The organism is Phycisphaerae bacterium (assembly GCA_019636475.1).
GTDB lineage: Bacteria > Planctomycetota > Phycisphaerae > UBA1845 > UTPLA1 > JADJRI01.
Window position 1 is genome coordinate 443079 of sequence record JAHBXN010000002.1, and the last position, 16752, is coordinate 459830.

The 16752-nt window shown below is 60.0% G+C and carries 12 protein-coding genes; 8 read left to right on the top strand and 4 right to left on the bottom strand.

The genetic code is table 11. The features are described from left to right. The first annotated feature begins 257 nt into the window (after positions 1 to 257). Positions 258 to 2858 (top strand): HEAT repeat domain-containing protein, encoded by a 2601-nt coding sequence (locus KF841_04860; protein ID MBX3394674.1) that lies wholly within the window; start codon positions 258 to 260, stop codon positions 2856 to 2858. Between the two features lie 32 nt (positions 2859 to 2890). Here the strand turns inward: KF841_04860 and KF841_04865 are convergent, their stop codons facing one another. After that, positions 2891 to 3490, bottom strand: coding sequence for a hypothetical protein (locus tag KF841_04865; protein MBX3394675.1), 600 nt, complete (start codon positions 3488 to 3490; stop codon positions 2891 to 2893). A gap of 459 nt (positions 3491 to 3949) precedes the next feature. Between KF841_04865 and glmS the strand changes: the two genes are divergently transcribed. Beyond that, positions 3950 to 5776, top strand: a complete 1827-nt coding sequence (gene glmS, locus KF841_04870; protein MBX3394676.1) for a glutamine--fructose-6-phosphate transaminase (isomerizing) — start codon at positions 3950 to 3952, stop codon at positions 5774 to 5776. A gap of 147 nt (positions 5777 to 5923) precedes the next feature. Further along, positions 5924 to 7399 carry an aldehyde dehydrogenase gene (locus KF841_04875; protein ID MBX3394677.1) on the top strand — a complete coding sequence of 492 codons (1476 nt, stop codon included), beginning with the start codon at positions 5924 to 5926 and terminating at the stop codon, positions 7397 to 7399. Between the two features lie 47 nt (positions 7400 to 7446). Here KF841_04875 and KF841_04880 read toward each other — a convergent pair whose 3' ends face one another. The 3 genes from KF841_04880 to KF841_04890 form a co-directional block, all read right to left on the bottom strand. Next, the gene (locus tag KF841_04880) at positions 7447 to 7938 is read right to left on the bottom strand and encodes a DoxX family protein (GenBank protein ID MBX3394678.1); all 492 of its coding nucleotides are present in this window, start codon (positions 7936 to 7938) and stop codon (positions 7447 to 7449) included. Beyond that, entirely contained in the window at positions 7935 to 8954 is a 1020-nt protein-coding gene (locus KF841_04885) for a hypothetical protein (protein ID MBX3394679.1), read from the bottom strand. The genes KF841_04880 and KF841_04885 overlap by 4 nt, the downstream gene beginning before the upstream one ends. A gap of 135 nt (positions 8955 to 9089) precedes the next feature. Next, a complete protein-coding gene (locus tag KF841_04890) occupies positions 9090 to 9476 on the bottom strand; it encodes a hypothetical protein (GenBank protein MBX3394680.1) in 387 nt (128 codons plus the stop codon). Positions 9477 to 10052: 576 nt separating this feature from the next. Between KF841_04890 and KF841_04895 the strand changes: the two genes are divergently transcribed. From KF841_04895 to KF841_04915, 5 genes are all read left to right on the top strand, one after another. Continuing rightward, positions 10053 to 10835, top strand: a complete 783-nt coding sequence (locus KF841_04895) for a class I SAM-dependent methyltransferase (protein ID MBX3394681.1) — start codon at positions 10053 to 10055, stop codon at positions 10833 to 10835. A gap of 253 nt (positions 10836 to 11088) precedes the next feature. Continuing rightward, positions 11089 to 12279: a recombinase RecA gene (recA, locus tag KF841_04900; protein ID MBX3394682.1), complete on the top strand. Its 1191-nt coding sequence runs from the start codon at positions 11089 to 11091 to the stop codon at positions 12277 to 12279. Positions 12280 to 12525: 246 nt separating this feature from the next. Beyond that, on the top strand, positions 12526 to 13092 hold the full coding sequence (locus tag KF841_04905) for a TIGR00725 family protein (GenBank protein MBX3394683.1): 567 nt from the start codon (positions 12526 to 12528) through the stop codon (positions 13090 to 13092). Between the two features lie 197 nt (positions 13093 to 13289). Continuing rightward, on the top strand, positions 13290 to 14837 hold the full coding sequence (deoC, locus tag KF841_04910; protein ID MBX3394684.1) for a deoxyribose-phosphate aldolase: 1548 nt from the start codon (positions 13290 to 13292) through the stop codon (positions 14835 to 14837). A gap of 178 nt (positions 14838 to 15015) precedes the next feature. Then, positions 15016 to 16626 carry a sodium-dependent transporter gene (locus tag KF841_04915; protein MBX3394685.1) on the top strand — a complete coding sequence of 537 codons (1611 nt, stop codon included), beginning with the start codon at positions 15016 to 15018 and terminating at the stop codon, positions 16624 to 16626. The last annotated feature ends 126 nt before the right edge of the window (positions 16627 to 16752 follow it).

The following is a 16752-nucleotide window of genomic DNA, read 5'->3' on the forward strand; positions in this document are numbered from 1 at the left end:
GCCAGGATCCAGCCTCGGATCGCCTGGCTCAGCAACCGTCGGGAACTCTCGATCCGCCGATGCATGCGGGCGACATGACGTCGGACAATCCGAATTCAAATCCGTGCGCACGTCCGATTCTCTGCGGAATTGACGACGGCCGTTTACTATGATAGAAGGAGTTTCCTCGCCACTTGATAATGATCGGACAGGCTGCCGAAGTCGGTCGGCGCGGGGACGGCTTGCCTGTCGGGCAACCGGCGTGCGGTGTTCTCTTCATGCGCTTCGCTGCACCATTCCTGATCGCGTTACTCCTTCTCGGTGCAGTGGTACGCGCCGAGACGCCGCAAACGGATACCGGACCCACGGCAGGCTCCCCATCCCTCGCGGACTTGGAAACTGCCGATACGGTCTCGCCATCGCCGACGCTTGATTCGACCCTCGGTTCGATCGCCGTACATCTCGGAGCCACCACGCAGCCAAATCCAACGACTCAGCCCGCGGAAGGCACGCCGGCAAGTGCGAACAAATCCTCGGCGCAGGAATTGGACGAATTCCTTCTGCTGGTCACGGGCAACAACACGCCGGAAGCGCGTGAACTGGGGGCGCGCAGCCTGCTTCGCAACGCCTCCGACGAAGCGGCACGCCGATTGATCGATGTGTTGAAAGGTCCGAATGACACGCTTGCGAAGCAGGCCGTTTGCCGCGCGATTATCAACACGGAGCAGACGCCCTCCGCACTGCTCGATCCGCTTCTGAATTTGCTTGGGCGGAGTCCGCCGGAAGTTGCGCAATTGATCCCGCCGACGCTTCGCCGATTCGACTCAAGCGCTGTGATTCCTCGGCTTCGGGTTCTGGGCGGTGATGAAAAGCAGCCGATCGAATCTCGCGAGGCGGCGATTCGCACGCTGGGCTTGCTCGGGGAAGACTTGCAGGCCGTCGCAGCGTTGATTGACTTGCTCTCCGCCTCCGGCGAGTTCGTTCCCGTCATCGCGCTCGATGCCTTGTCCGACGCGGCCGGGGTGCGGTTTATCGACGCGGTGTCTGCCCGAACCTGGTGGGACACCCATCGTGAGAAAAAACCGCTTGACTGGCTTCGCGATGTGAACCAGCGTCGCCGCGATGAAATCCAGCGCATGCGAATGGATCGTGAGGCGGTGCTTGGACGGCTGGTTTCGGCGCTGCGCGAGACATACACCCTGACGCCGGACGCCTCCCAACCGCAGAAGTTGCTCGGATTCCTTCGCGATGACTCGGCCGCCGTTCGCGGGCTGGGTCTCGACATTATCAACGGCCTGATTACCGACCGTCGCGAGATCAGTTCCGACATCAGGTCGCAAGTGCTCAAGATGGTCGGCGACACCAGTCCGGTTATTCGCCGTCGAGCGGCCGCACTGGTCGGCGACCTTCGTCCGCCCACCAGCGGCGAGCGGCTTTCAAATGCGCTGGCCGTCGAACTGGACCCGGTCGTGCGTTCAGCCCAGGTGACGGCGCTGGGTCGCCTTGACGACGCGGCGGTGATTCCCGCGCTCATTGCCCGCCTGGATGATCCGTCGCGAGTGGTCGTTGCCGAAGCCGCGACGGCACTCGGTCAGATCGCGCGGCGCGGCGGATCAGCTGGGGGAGCGGCTGGGAGCGTCATTGAGACACTGCTGAAGCGATTTGAGCGCGTCACGCCGGGCGATGACGAAATGGCTGAGCGATTCATCGAATCGATGGGCCGCATTGGCGCGGAGGAGTTTCGCCCCATCTTCATCGCGCAGATGGATGAGTCGCGGTCGGCCCGAGTGCGTAGTGCCGCGATCACGGCATACACTTCCTATCCCGGCAGCGCAGAGCAGATTCGAAGTATCGCGACAGCCAAGGACCCGGAAGTGCGACTGGCCGTCGTACAGTCCCTCGGGCGGTGCGGTCGCAGCCGTGAGGATCTCGACGCGCTCGGTTACTGCATCGACGCGGCACAGGAGCCAATCGCGGCGGTCCGCGAGAAGGCGTGGGAGAGCTACCTTGTCGTTCTTCGCCGGCTGCCGATCCGCGAGCAACTCGACCTTGCCGAGCGGTTCAATCGACCGAACGATATCGCCTCGCAGCGGCGGCGATCGGAGATTCTGCTCGCAATCAAGAACGCGAACGACCGGACCGAGCCGCTGCCCGCGGCGATGCGGCTAACCCTCCTCGATCGACTTGCATCGGCTCAGTCGGGCATCCGCGACTACGCCGGCGAAGCCAAATCACTGACCGAAGCGCTGCCGCTGACGGCGGATCTCGATGCGGCGGTCCGTGTCGATCTGCACGTGCGCCTCATCGAAGCCCTGCTGCATGCGGGTCAGGATGACAATGCCTTGGCACGATTCGGTGAGTTTGCGCAAGACGCTGCCGACGGACCGTTTCACTCCCGGCTTGCCGACGCCATTCTCCGCGAGGCCCGCGCGAGGCTCGACGCGGCCGACTCCGCCCCCGAATTTGTCCGCCTGTATGACCTGCTTCGGCTGGCCGAGTCACCCCTGCAACAGACCCTGCCGGATGCGGCCGCACGGCTCGCGGAAATTCGTGCAGGCGCCGATGAGGCTCGACGCGGCACGGTCAATCGCCTCCTCGACACACTCTCGACAGATGCCGATGCCGAAGTGCGGCTTCTGGCCTTCGGCCGCGACAGTGTGCTTCCGGAAATTGCGGCGCGGCTGTCGCGCGAGGGTGCATCGCGGCCGGCACCGGACGATGAGGCACGACTGATCGATCTGGCCCGCAAAATTGCGAAGGATTGGCCCGGCTACGCCGCCGGCGCGACCGAGACGGATCGTCGCGAGGCCGTCGAATTGCTCAAGGCGATCACCTCAGGGACGAATGTCGCCGCCCCCCCTGCGCCCAGCGGCCAGTAGCAGTCCATCTCGAATTTCGGTGTCCGGCAGACCTAATTGATCACCACTTCATGACAGTCCAGGCAGTTGGTCACACCCGGCTGATAGACCGTGTGGCCTTCCGGTTGAGGGTAAATCGGATCCTCCCCGATGTGACAGATAATGCACGCTTCGATGTCGTTGGTATGCGTCTCACGCCGGTCGGCCGCAAAGCTCCGACGGAAGATTGACAAATCCAGCGAGCCGGTCGCCGTGCCGTTCGATTGCTCCACGGCCCCCAACGCCGCGAGTTGCTTTTCTTCTTCCCGACCGAAAAGCACAACCTCGCCCGCCGGATCATACTCGCCCGTGTCATAGAAACTGACGGCAAATTGCTGCTCTCGGCCGTCGTCATCCCGGATCAGCACGCGCCAATCGCCGCAACCGCAGGTCGCGAGCAGAAAATCCCCACGTTCAATGTTCAGGGCGTCGTAGGTCTTTCCAAAGAAAGGTCGCCCGTCGGCAATGCCACCGCTCACGCGCGAGTAACTGTCCGGCAACACAAGCGGCGCGAAAAACGAAAGGCCATCGCACGCCGGCAAACCCATGAGCACCGTGAGCCAGATCAGACGCCCGGCTGCAAATCGGCGTGGTTGTCGCGTCTTTTTTATCATCGTCAGACCATTCTATCCGGTCGGGCCCCCGAATGTCGCCGCCTGAGCCAACGCGAGGCCGTGGCCAATTCCACCGGCCAAACCCGACGGAGTTCCAGCCACGTTGCGGCGCGGTTAGCGATTACTCATCAATTTCCGATCTCGCAGCGTCCGAAATGGCGAAAAAACGGTAATCCCCATGGCGAACTGTCACCCGGGGTGTCGACGTACCATTTCAAGTCGATTCGGCGCATAATATACGTCCAGGCGTTGCCGAATCCGCTCTTCCGCGGCGCTCGCGGTGAGAATCCGATGTCGTGGGCTGCCTCGTCAGGGGGTTGTATCCCTGCTGGTTTGATTCGGTTGGCGGCCGGCCTCGATGCCGATGCTCGATCGACGGCTTTGGGCGTCCGATGAAATGCGGATACACCGCGCTTCCGGAGTCTCAAAGCGCGACAACTTCTTCAGGAGCCAAACGTTATGTGCGGAATCGTCGCATACACCGGTTTTCGCGAAGCCCAGGCGCTTCTGATCGAGGGGATCAAGCGCCTCGAATACCGCGGGTATGACTCCGCAGGCATCGCCATGCAGCGCAATGGAAAGATCGTTGTCGAAAAGGCCGTCGGGCGCATTGCCAACCTTGAAAAGAGGCTTGTCGGCGCTGAACTCAAAGGCGTTTGCGGCATGGCGCACACCCGCTGGGCCACCCACGGTTCACCCAGCGACCTCAATGCGCACCCGCACCTCGACGCCACTGGTCGCATCGCGCTGGTCCACAACGGCATCATCGAAAACTACCAGTCACTTCGCACGTACCTTGAGCATCGCGGCGTCGAATTCAGAAGCGAAACCGATACTGAGGTGCTCGTTCAACTCATCGGGCATTTCTATAGCGGAGACATCGAGACCGCGGTCCGCACGGCGTTGCGCGATGTTCGCGGCACATATGGCATTGCAGTGATCGCCGCGGATGAACCGGGCAAAATCATCGCCGCCCGAAAAGGCAGCCCGCTGATCATCGGCGTGGGCGATAACGAATACGTTGTCGCGTCCGACGCCGCCGCCATCATTCAGCACACGACCCAGGTCATCTACCTTTCCGACGGAGAAATGGCCGTCGTCTGGGAAGACGGATTCCGCACCACGACGCTTGATGCCCTGCCGGTCACGAAGGAAGTCCAGGAACTGGAAATGACGCTCGAGGACATCGAGCTCGGCGGACATGAGCACTTCATGCTCAAGGAAATCCTCGAACAGCCGGACGCGATCGCGGACTGCATGCGCGGCCGCGTCAATCTGGCCGAAGGCCGAGTTCACCTGGGCGGCATCGCCAGCTTCGCGCGGGAGCTGGTGCGCACGCAGCGCGTGGTGATCACCGGTTGTGGCACGGCCTGGCACGCCGGCCTCGTGGGCGAGTACCTCTTCGAGGACCTGGCCCGCATCCCGACGGAAGTCGAATATGCCAGTGAATTCCGATATCGCAATCCGATCATCGACCAGGGCACCGTGCTCATCGCAATGAGCCAGTCCGGCGAAACTGCTGACACACTCGCGGCACTCAGGGAGGCCAAGGAAAAAGGCGCCACCGTTCTCGGCATCGTCAATGCCGTCGGTTCCACCATCGCGCGCGAAACCGACGCCGGCGTCTATCTGCACGTCGGCCCGGAAATCGGCGTCGCAAGCACCAAGGCCTACATCGGCCAGGTGCTTGTCCTTACGATGATGGCTCTGTATCTCGGACGACGGCGCAACCTTTCACAAAACGCGCTGCAGTTCTATCTCGAAGCACTCGCATCCATTCCCGAAAAAGTGCGTTCCATCACGGCGCAGTCCGATGAGATCCGGGAAGTCGCCGACCGCTACAAGGATGCCGAAAACTGGCTCTACCTCGGACGCGGTTACAACTACCCGACGGCTCTCGAAGGCGCTTTGAAGCTGAAGGAAATCTCCTACATTCACGCCGAAGGCATGCCGGCCGCCGAAATGAAGCACGGGCCCATCGCACTGATCACCAAGGACATGCCCGTCGTTTTCATCGCCACGAAGAACAGCCAGTACGACAAGGTCGTCAGTAACATCGAAGAAGTCCGCGCCCGCAAAGGACGCGTCATTGCCGTGGCGACTGAGGGAGACACGGAAATCGCCGGTCTGGCGGAACACGTGTTCTACGTCCCCGAGGTGCCGGAACCGCTCCAGCCGATCGTCAGCATCATTCCGCTCCAACTGCTGGCCTATCATGCCGCCGTCCTGCGCGGGTGCGACGTGGACAAGCCGCGAAACCTCGCCAAGAGCGTGACCGTGGAGTAACCCGCCGCGTGCCCCGGCCGGGATCAACACCCGTCGCGGGGCCATCGTGACATGCGATCGCGCGGGCATCGGACTATAATGAGGCCCGGCGGCCCGGACATCGCGCGCGGCGCGCCGTGCCGCATCACCCAAACTGAATCGCTCGTCATGCTACACATTCCGATACTACGCAACGGAAGACCATACAGCTCCGTCGATTCTGTCGAGATCGTCCATCATGCCACTGGTGAGCCGGTCGCCCGCGTGTCGCAGGCCAATAGCGGCATGCTCAGCCGGGACATCGCCTGCATGGACCACGGCGTGCTCGATGCCTTCAGCGTCACAGCATTGATGGACATGACCCGACGCGCCGGCGACCTTTTCATGACCGCCGATCTGCCTCTGGGCGATGGAAAACAATCGTTCGACGACTACATCACGCAATTGTCCGCCACCACTGGCATGCCGATCAGCTATTGCCGCTCCAACGCGGGCAAGATTCATCGCATGTTTGCGGAAATCGATACAGTCGTGAAAGGGCTCACGCGCGGCTTTCCGCTGGAGATTCTGGACACCGGTCACGGACAGGTCGCAGGCCATACGCTCAGCTTCTTCCGGGTTGCGAACTGTCTCGGGGCGGTGCTGCCGAGCAACTCTCCCGGTGTTCATTCACTCTGGATTCCGGCGATTGCATTGAAAACGCCCGTCGTCCTCAAGCCGGGCCGAGAGGAGCCCTGGTCGCCTTACCGGATCATCCAGGCATTCATCGCCGCGGGGATTCCTGAAGACGCCTTCGGGTTTTACCCGACGGACCATGCCGGAGCGGCGGAACTGCTGCGGTGTTGCGAACGCTCAATGCTCTTCGGCGGCAGCGACACAACCCGGCCCTACGAAAACGACCCGCGCGTCGAATTGCACGGGCCCGGATACAGCAAGATCATCCTCGGCCCCGATGCCGCGGACGACTGGGAGAAGTACATCGACATCATGGCCCAGTCGATCGCCGCGAACGGCGGTCGATCGTGCATCAATGCGTCGGGAGTGTGGACGCCAAGAAATGGACGTGTCATCGCCGAGGCACTTTCCGATCGACTGGCGAAGGCGGAAGCGCTGCCGGCCGAGGACCCCCGCGCCGAAATTGCGGCATTCGCCAATCCGCGCATGGCGGAGATGATCTCGCTCTCCATTGATTCGCAGCTTAAGAACGGCGCGATCGACGTGACGGCCGCAAAACGCGGCGGGCCGCGACTCGTTCAGAAGGGGCGTCTTGCATGGCTGCTGCCGACGATCGTGTGGATTGAGCCGGGGACGCCGGCGTCGGGTGCATCGTCAAGCGCCGCGGTCGATCTCCAGGATGAACCATCATGGAAACATCCGCTCGCCAACAAAGAGTTTCTCTTCCCGTTCGCAGCGGTGGTTGAATGCCCTGCTCAGGTCATTCCCGAGGCGATCGGGGATACGCTGGTGGGGACAGTGATTTCGCGGGACCCGGCATTTCTTCGTGCCATGCGTTCGACACCGCATATTGACCGGCTGAACCTCGGGCCAATTCCGACCTACCAGTTGAGCTGGGATCAGCCTCACGAGGGAAACCTGTTCGAACATCTCTACCGGCAGCGGGCGTTTCAGGCAATTCTGGCGTAAGCGCCGGATCGCGGGCGGTCGGGGCTGGATTACGGTGTGCGTTGAGATCACGAACTGGGCCTGTGAAGGCGGTAGCTAATGAGTAGAGCGACTATCAATATGATGAGCGCTCCGTTGCGAACAAGCGACTCCTGAATGGTCAATCTGGAGAATGGGCCCATACACCCGCATTTCTCGCTCCATCCGACTGATTGGCCGAGTTGAACCAGCATGGCAGAGAACAGGATCAGGCAGATTAGCGTGAACCAGGAAGCCACACGCGGGAACCTGCCAGTTGCAAGCCAGCAGCCAAGAATGACTTCAAAAATTGCGATTGAATAGGCAACGACCGGGGACGCGTCCCACCCCAGCGCGCCAAACGCCGCCATAATCTGACCCGGGCCGTAATAGAGTTTCTGAGTTCCCGCGACAACAAAAATGAGGGCCACTGCGGACTGTCCGATGAGAAATGCGGCCGGGAAGAATTTGCCCAACAAGGCGTATCTTGATGCCGTTTTCACGGCACTGGCGCCGATCGACCATGTCGGAGACGGGCTCATCGCCGTCGCCCACGCTGCGCTACCCATACTGAACAGGCGCGGAATCCAAGAACCACGGCGACAATAAAGACACCGATATATGTAGCGGCCATTCCCGGCTTCTGTCGGCCTGGCGGTGGTGTCGAGGGCTGGGACATTGCATAAGCCGGCACTTCATGCAACTGACCGGCGGAGTCCGCTTCAAAGGCGATCTGACGTCCGCCGTGCAACTCCGTTCGATTATCCAGGACGAGTGAATTCGGCGGAAACTGAAACTGCATTGCCTCGGGGGACGGGACGCCGTACACGAAAGATTCGGTTCGAAGTTCGCTTCGCCGAATCAATGAGCCGTTATTATCGCGTAATTCGATTTCGGCCAGACGCGGAACGACGCGACCCGCAGCGTCCCTTCCGTAATAAATGGACCCGCTTGCCCGATTATCGCCTGATCTCCAGTTCGTGATGGAAAAATCGAACGCCGCTGACAATGTCATATTTATGACACTTATCCCGTCTGCGGCAATCCTGATCAGGCAATCGCCATCATTTCCATCCCAGAAACCCCGAATCTGAAAACGATCATCTCCCCGGAATGTCCCAAGGCCCTTCTTTGAACCAGGGATGAGCCAATCTGCCGGACTCTTCGAACGAAGCAGGCCGGGACGTAAGATGGCGGCCTGACGGGTGCGACACAGGAAATCGATCTGTCTTTCAGCGTCCTTCACGATGACGAAGTCCTCGTATTCGTGCCGCATCAACTCCTCTGGAATGTCGAAGGCGGCATCCAGTCGCTCGCGCTGTCCGTCTCGCCACCATCGCATCGTGCCGGTCATGTGGCCGTTGTTGTAGGCGAGGTGCGGGACGGACTGAATCGATTCCATCGAGAACCGTTCGAGATTCTCGTGGAAAGTCAGTGAGAATTCGGCACTCAGTGCATCGAACTGACTCTGCGTTGCGGTCGCCTGATCGAGAATGGCTTCAAGTTCGTCAGCCGCAATCGCCATGACTTCGGGGTTTTGAGCATTCGGGCCATCCATTCGATTGCCCTCTTGTCCGATAGCGATCGGTGCCACAGCGCACAGCGATACACCAACTATTATGCTTGTGTGAGTTCGCGTTAACATTGGTTCTCTCCTTCAAGCGGGGTATGCCGCGCGGCGGCACCCTGGACATCACCAACATCCCTGCACATACACCTGATATTCGTTGCAATAGTCCTCACATGTCCCGCAGAAGAAATCGGTGACATAATAGTCTCGATAGCACATCATATTCTGCCGAAAGCAGGTGGTTGGGTAGGAGATGCACAGTTTAAACGGGAAATTATGCCCTTCTTTACAACCCGACACTCCCCCTTTCACACACTCATAGCCAATCGATTCGACGCAGATAAATGTGGCATCGCATCCCCAATAGACAGTCTTGCCGCATTTACCTGCAATCAACTCACCTCGTGCCACGCCACAGACATCCACCATGACCAGTCCGACTGCCACAATGAAAATCAACAGCGAACTCATGAATTCCCGCAGAGTGGCTGCTCGTGGTTCTAATCGCACGGCTACCTCCTTTCACATTGGGATTGATCTCTGCCTGCTTTACACGCCCATAGGTTAATTCTACCCCCCCCCCCCCCTCAGAAAGAAAAGAGAAAAAAACAAATTTACGAGATCGAAGAAACCTCAGGTGACAGTCTCGCAACTGTCATCGGGGTGCAATCAGATACAAACCCGACATTCGCAACTCACACGGGACAATGTGGTTGAGAACGCCTGAAATCTGCTTATCACTGGCAAGTCAGTGACCGGCATCGAAGCCGAACTCGAACCACAGTCATGTCATCGAGCTTCGTACCCTTCAAACCGTGCCTCACCTACAGCCACGGGAATCACCAAATCGACATGGTCGCCGTCGCATTTCGCACTCGGCATGCAACGTGTCGCATGCGCTGCAAGACAGGCCACATTCCAGGATTGATCATCCACGCTGCCAGTTGCCAACGATTGGTGTCACTTCGCCTCAAGCCCGGCAGGTCAGGAACAATGCGTTCTGCCGCCTCGTCGCCGCAGGTCGTGCGAGGTGCTGAATCTGGACACCGCCAATTGTGGCCGTTACGATCCGATTTCGGAGGGGTGATGCTTGGCCGTGAGTGGCTTGGCGTCCATCAGGAGCCATCGACCTGCATGTGGAAGAGCATTTTACAGCGTTGTGCCCGATCGCTGGGCTATGAAATTTCGCGTCGCGGGAAAGCCGAGACCTATACGGAGTGCCCACCTTACGGATACTTCACGTATTCGCCCTGGTTCGAGCCGTGGTTTCAGGAGAAGTACAACCGCATCAAGGATCATACGTGCGTCAAGGAAGACCGCTGTTACATGATTTATCGCTTCGCGCAGACGTGCGCGCGTCTGCCCGGCGATTTCGCGGAATGCGGTGTATATCGCGGCGGGACCGCGGCACTGACGGCGGGGACGCTCGTTGAAAGCGGCATCCATGGCAAGCAACTGCACTTGTTCGACACGTTCGCCGGCATGCCGACGACGGCCGACAGCGATCCGAGCAGCCACAGGAAAGGCGACTTCGGTGACACGAGCCTTGACCATGTGAAAGGCCTGTTGCGCGATTATCCGTTCGTGACGTTCAACCCGGGCTTCATTCCGCAGACGCTGGAAGCGGTGAAGGATCGGACATTTGCGATGGCGCATATCGACGTGGACCTGTATCAGTCGACGCGCGATGCGTTCGAGTTTTTCTATCCGCGCATGAGTCCGGGCGGCATCATGCTGTGTGACGACTACGGCGCGCCGGCCTATACCGAAGCGGCAAAGAAGGCGGTGGACGAATTTTTCGCCGACAAGCCCGAAAAGCCGATCTCTCTTCGGAACGGCCAGTGTTTCGTGATCAAAGCGCCGGCCTGACTAGGCCGATTCACGGCCGAAAACAGGCCGGTTCGACGCCCTCGGCAATTCCTAACAATTTCCTAAAATTTCCACTTGCCTCCGTCCGATCTTACTGGCAAGATACCCGAAGAATCACCGAACGTCATTTCGCGCCGCTGCTCGGGCGGACCGAGGCTGAACGTTCGAATCAGCCTGAAATCGAAGGAGCATCATCATCATGGCCAAGCCCGCGAACCCATCATCCGCCGCATCGCCGATGGACAAGATCAAGGTGGACGACAAGCGCCATCAGGCCCTCGACCGCGCCCTTCAGCAGATTGAGCGGGCCTACGGCAAAGGTTCCATCATGGCGATGGACGGCAACGTGGCCATCACAAGAGATGCCATCAGCACCGGGGCGTTGTCGCTCGATCTGGCACTGGGCGGGTTCGGCATTCCGCGAGGCCGCGTGGTCGAATGCTTCGGGCCTGAGTCCAGCGGAAAGACGACACTGGCGCTGAATGTCATCGCCTCCGCCCAGCGGGCCGACGGCGTCTGCGCCTTCATCGACGCGGAGCATGCGCTGGACCCGGCATGGATGAAGCGCAATGGTGTCAATCCGGAGACGCTCCTCGTCTCACAGCCGGACGGCGGTGAGCAGGCGCTTGAAATCTGCGACATGCTCGTCCGGTCCAATGCCGTGGATGTCATCGTCGTGGATTCCGTCGCCGCCCTGATTCCCAAGGCGGAATTGGAGGGCGAAATGGGCCAGGCCCAGGTCGGCGCTCAGGCACGCCTGATGAGTCAGGCCTTGCGAAAGCTGACAGCCGCCATCGCCAAAAGCCGATGCATTGTCATCTTCATCAATCAGATTCGCGAGAAGATCGGCGTGATGTTCGGTAATCCGGAGACGACGCCCGGCGGTCGCGCCCTGAAATTCTACAGCTCCATCCGCCTGGATGTCCGGCGCATCGCGTCAATCAAGGAGGGCGATAGCGTCATCGGCAATCAAGTCAGGGCCAAGGTCGTCAAGAACAAGGTCGCCCCACCCTTCCGAGATGCCCAGTTCGACATCATGTTCGATAGCGGAATCAGCCGGTCAGGCGATCTGCTCGATCTCGGCGTAAAGTACAACGTAATTGAAAAGCAGGGGGCCTGGTTCCGGTACGGGAACGTTCAGATCGGACAGGGCCGCGAAAACGGAAAGCGATTCCTCGAGGACAATCTCGATCTCTTCAACGAAATCCGCCTCAAGATTCTTGATATGGCCGGCTTCGGTCCCAACGCCATCGGAGGAAACGGCGGCTCCGAGACGAATGCCGTCCGAACCGACGAGGACGCCCCGGCAAAGTCCGACGCCAGGCCGGCCACCAAGGACAACGGTACCCCCATCGCGAGCAAGTCGGCGCCCATTGATCGTCCGAAGGGTAAACCCGCCATCGCGGTCGCGGCGGCCAAGCGTCCTCCCATGAAGGCCCGGTAGGCTTCGCGGCCAATCGGCCCGATCTCCCGTCATTCGTCGGTGCTCGGCATGCACGACATCGCCCGGACCTCAGGCCCTACCGCGCGGACAACATTCAATTCCGGTACCATCCCCCTGATGTTCCGTTCGGCCCAACCTCTTCGAGACGGATCCACCGACGTCGGCTGAACGACGTCGACGCAAGCGATCAAGGCCGATTGAGGCACAACGCGAGCAAACCATAAACTCCGCGATGAGGGGAACGACATGATGCAACAAGGCACACTCCGAAAACCACAGATCGCCATCATGGGTAGCAGCGAGGCCGACGAGCACATGCTGCGGATTGCAGAACAGGCCGGTGCAGCCGTCGCGAGGCTTGGCGCGGCAATTGTCACCGGCGGACGCGGCGGCATTATGGAGGCCGCGTCCAAAGGCTGCGCGGAAGCCGGTGGACTTGTTCTCGCGGTGACACCCGGCACAGACATGAATGAGGCCAATCGATTTGCCCACTACGTCATTCCCACAGGGCTGGGCTGGGCGCGCAACGTCATCACCGCCATTAGCGGCGACATCATCGTGATCATCGGCGGCGCCTGCGGCACACTCAGCGAGATCGCCTATGCCTGGATGTACAATCGGCCCGTGATCGCGCTGTCGGAGTCCGGCGGCTGGGCAAAAAAGCTGGCCGGGCAGGCCATCGACCATCGCCGAAACGGCGAGGTCATCGTCGACTGCAAATCGGTGAACGAGTTGGAGAGCATACTGAAACGGATGCTGGCCGACCCGAAGCTCCGACAGCCCAAAAATGTCAGCGTCGCGTCACTCGGATGAGTGGCCGGCGACGCAGCGATGCGACCCTGAAGAGCCGATTCCCGAACTAGCCGCGGCCAGGCATGTGGTCACTGACCCGCGCGGGACACGCCGGGTGGCGTAATTTGCCGGTCCGCCACCCTGCGGTAGAATGACCCACAGAGTTTCGCCAATGGAGCGGGCTCGCCGACCTGCAAAAACTGTTACCATCGCAGTGAATGACCCAATCGACCGCTGAAAAACGAATCGCCATCGGAGCCGATCACGGCGGATTTCCGCTGAAGGAGAAGCTCAAGAGATTTCTTGTCGATCGGGGCTACGTGATCGACGACTGCGGCACATATGACGCCGCCGCCTGCGACTACCCGACATTCGCCGGAGCCGTCGCCTCCCGCGTATCGGAAGGCTCCGCATGGCGCGGCATCGTCATCGATGGAGCCGGCATCGGATCCTGCATGACCGCCAACAAGTTTCCCCGTGTGCGCGCGGCGATGTGTTATGATCTGTCGTCGGCCGCCAACAGCCGCGAACACAACAATGCCAACGTGCTGACACTCGGCGCGGGGTTGATCGGCGCCTCCCTGGCAGAGCAGATTGTCGAACTCTGGCTGGCCAAAGACTGCACGGTCGATCGCCACCTCAAGCGGGTCGCGATCATCGATGAGATCGAGCGTCGCGTGCTCGGCGGCGATCGTCCCGTCCCCTCAAAGGCCGCCGCCCATCCGGCGGATTCCGCGCAGACGCAGCACGAACATGACTCCGGTCGTGCGGACGCCAAACCACGCGCCGCCCCAATCGAGAATACAATGAACAAAGCATCGGGCGATTCGCTACTCCCTGCCGAACTTTCCAATGCCGATTTCGAACGCATCGCCGAGCGCATTGTACAGATTATGGGCGGCACGCTTCGAGCCACATGCCGCTGCGCGAGCTGCGGACCAACATGCTGCGAACACTGCGCCGTCAAAGACCCGGCGGCTGTCCGAGAATTGATCGCCCACGGCGCATCCCGCATCGGTCACGGCCTGGGCGGCGGCCGTGTCGATAAGGAAGTCGCAAAATTCATCGATCACACGCTGCTCAAGCCCGAGGCCACGCGCCAGCAGATCGACCAGCTTTGCAGAGAAGCGGCTGAGTATGGCTTTGCGTCGGTCTGCGTGAATCCCACCTATGTGAAGCAGTGTGCCAGTCTGCTCAAGGGAACAAGCGTCAAGGTCTGCACGGTCATCGGCTTTCCGCTCGGAACCCACGTCGCTGACATCAAATCGCTCGAAACCCGCCGGGCCATTCGCGACGGAGCCCGAGAGATCGACATGGTCATCAACATCGGCGCACTCAAGAGCGGCGACGATGAGCTGGTCTTCCAGGACATCAAGGCTGTCACCGACGCTTGCATCGACGGTCGCGCCATCTGCAAGGTCATCATCGAATGTGCGCTACTCACCGACAACGAAAAAGTGCGAGCCTGTCTCGCAGCGAAACGGGCGCGCGCTGAGTTCGTCAAAACGAGCACCGGCTTTGCAACCGGCGGCGCAACGGCACGCGATGTTGCCCTCATGGCCGAAGTCGTTCGCGGCACTCGCATGAGCGTCAAGGCGGCCGGCGGCATACGCAATTTCGAAGACCTCAAGGCAATGATCGCCGCAGGCGCGTCACGCATCGGCGCGAGCGCGGGCGTGGCGATTGTGCAAGCGGCGAAAGGACTCACCGTCTCCGGAAGCGACGCCGCACCGGCAAAGTCCGGCGCCGGCGCGGAGAAGTACTGACGGGCCGCCACCCGCGAATCCTCCCCGCTCCAACCGCGCCTCATTAACACCCGTCCATATTACGCACGCTCGGTTCCTTGCAATTCCGGCCGGGCCTCGCTACGTTCTACATCCCAACCGGAACCAGAGTTTGTCCGGGCCCTTCTCGCCGTCTGATAGAGTGCAAAGGAGTACCGCGTTGGCAAAGGAACAATGGGGTTCGCGCCTCGGCGTCGTTCTCGCTGTCGCCGGTTCGGCGGTGGGACTGGGTAACTTTCTCCGCTTTCCCGGCAATGCCGCACAGAATGGCGGCGGCGCCTTCATGATTCCGTACTTCGTCGCCCTCCTTGTGCTGGGCATTCCGATCTGCTGGGTTGAATGGAGCATGGGGCGTCGTGGCGGTCTGGCCGGTTACAACTCATGTCCCGGCGTTTTCAGCGTAATTTGGCGAAACCCGATCAGCAAATATCTCGGCTCATTCGGCCTGCTCATTCCGCTCATCATTTACATGTACTACATCTACGTCGAAGGCTGGTGCCTTGGGTATTGCTACTTGTACCTCACGATGCCCCAGGAATTTCTCGCCTGCGGGAAAGATCCCGAAAAGTTCTCAGCCTACTTCAAGTCCTTCGTCGGCCAGGACTCCGATGGTCTGATGATGGAGGGCGGCCTCCACATCAGCGTGATTTTCTGGATCATTGTCTTTTGCGTGAATTTCTTCCTGATCTACCGCGGTTTGACCAAGGGAATCGAGTCTTTCTGCAAGTATGCCATGCCTGCGATGGCCGTGTGCGCGATCGTCGTGCTTGTTCGCGTCCTGACTCTCGGCACCCCCGACGAAAGCCGGCCGGATCAGAACGTGATCAGCGGCCTGGGCTTCATGTGGAATCCCAATCTCGAAAAACTCAAAGACTTCAACACATGGCTCGCCGCCGCCGGTCAGATATTTTTCAGCCTCTCGGTCGGCTTCGGAGTCATTGTCAACTACGCAAGCTATCTCAACCGAAAAGATGATGTCGTGCTGTCCGGCCTGACAGCCACCTCAACCAACGAGTTCTTCGAAGTCTGCCTCGGTGGACTTATCACCATTCCGGCCGCATTCGTGTTTCTGGGTGCCAGTGGAATCGCCGGCAGCATCAACTCCAGCTTTTCGCTCGGCTTCCACACCTTGCCGGTTGTATTCGCCTATATGCCGTTCGGCCGGCTAATCGGCTTCCTCTGGTTCTTCATGCTGTTCCTTGCAGCCATTACCAGCTCACTTTCGATGTTGCAACCGGTCGCCGCTTTCCTCGAAGAGGCGTTCAGGTGGTCTCGAAAACAGTCGATCATCGTGCTCGGCGCGATCACCGGCGCCGGCGGTTTGTTTGTGATCTACTACAGCAAGGGACTCGCTGCTGTCGACGCCATCGATTTCTGGGTCGGCACCCTGGCGATTTTCGTGCTCGCCATGATTCAGGTCATTATGTTCGGTTGGATTTACGGCGTGGAAAAGGGTCTCAATGAGGCCCACGAAGGCGCTCACATCCGAATCCCTCGAATCTTCTACTTCATCATCAAGTATGTATCGCCGACCTACCTGCTCGTGATCTTCATCGGCTGGTGCACTCAGAATCTGCCGGGCCGGATCAAAACCCTCACCGCGGGCAGCACGGAATTGAAGTCGGTATATATGATTGCAGTCTGCTTCGTCACTTTACTCATCATGATCTACTTCGCCGGAAAGCACTGGAAATCGCGGGGCCCCGAACCAACGAACATCCCGCTTCCGGGCGGATTTCCCACGGCTGAGATGGAGAGGAACAACCGATGACGACACTCGGCTGGATCATCATGCTCGTCTCGATCACATTCGTTGTGTCGCTGGCGAGCTACTGCTACTACAAAGTCCTCACGTTGCCGCCACTCGGACCGGACGAACACGTATAAACTGCACATG